The organism is Alcanivorax sp. HI0044 (assembly GCF_001634945.1).
On sequence record NZ_LWEZ01000122.1, the window covers coordinates 1 to 901 of the forward strand.

A 901-nucleotide genomic window follows, 5' to 3' on the forward strand; every position below is an offset into this window, starting at 1 on the left:
CCGTTCCCATCGGCAAGCCCGTGCGCGAACGTGACAACCATTTCCGCCAGCGCCGGGACTGGGGCGGCCTGGCCAAGTGGACGTCTCTGTCAGTCATCGCTCTGGTTGTGCTGATCGGCCAATACGCCTTCTTCAACTTCGATGACCTGGCCCGTAGCCCGCAATGGCGCCCAATGTACCAGCAAGCCTGTGATGTACTTGGCTGCCAATTGCCCAGCCGCTCAGACATCACCCAGCTGCGCGGCGCCAACCTGGTGGTACGCAGCCATCCGGATTACGCCAACGCCCTGATTGTGGACGCCATCCTGTTCAATGAAGCCAAGTACCCCCAGCCCTTCCCGGAACTGGAACTGAGCTTCAGCGCTCTCAATGGCGGCCCCGTTGCCAGCCGGCGCTTCACCCCACAGGAATACCTGCAAGGGGATCTGCTCGGCATGGAAACCATGCCCACGCGCACCCCGCTGCATATTTCTCTGGAAATCGTGGACCCGGGTGACAAGGCGGTGAACTACAACCTGCGCCTGCTTCCGGCCCCGCAGCCCCGCGACCAGATCAGTCAGCGCTAACCGCATCCAGCCGCACAACAGCAATCCATCGGCAGCCCGTCAGCTCATGGCAGGCTGCCCTTTCATCCCGGGCCGTCGATCTCTATCATTGTCTCCCCTTTTAGACACCCCAAGCCCGGCGCCATGCAGATCGGACCCTATAACCTGCCCAATTCCCTGATTCTGGCCCCCATGGCCGGCGTCACGGATCGCCCTTTCCGGCGTTTGTGCAGGGACCTGGGAGCCGGCCTGCTGGTGTCGGAAATGGTGACCTCGGACACCCGTCTGTGGAACTCTCGAAAGTCTCGCCAACGGTTGGATCACCGCGGCGAACCGGGCCCCATCTCTGTCCAGAT

Annotated in this window: 2 protein-coding genes; both read left to right on the forward strand. The window is 62.3% G+C overall.

The window, feature by feature from the left end; all coding sequences use genetic code 11:
* On the forward strand, positions 1-566 hold a 566-nt coding region (locus tag A3730_RS01505; RefSeq protein ID WP_156500774.1), incomplete at its 5' end, for a DUF3426 domain-containing protein.
* A 123-nt stretch (positions 567-689) separates the two neighbouring features.
* Positions 690-901, forward strand: a 212-nt coding sequence (locus tag A3730_RS01510; protein ID WP_197477217.1) for a tRNA-dihydrouridine synthase, incomplete at its 3' end; no start/stop codon positions are given.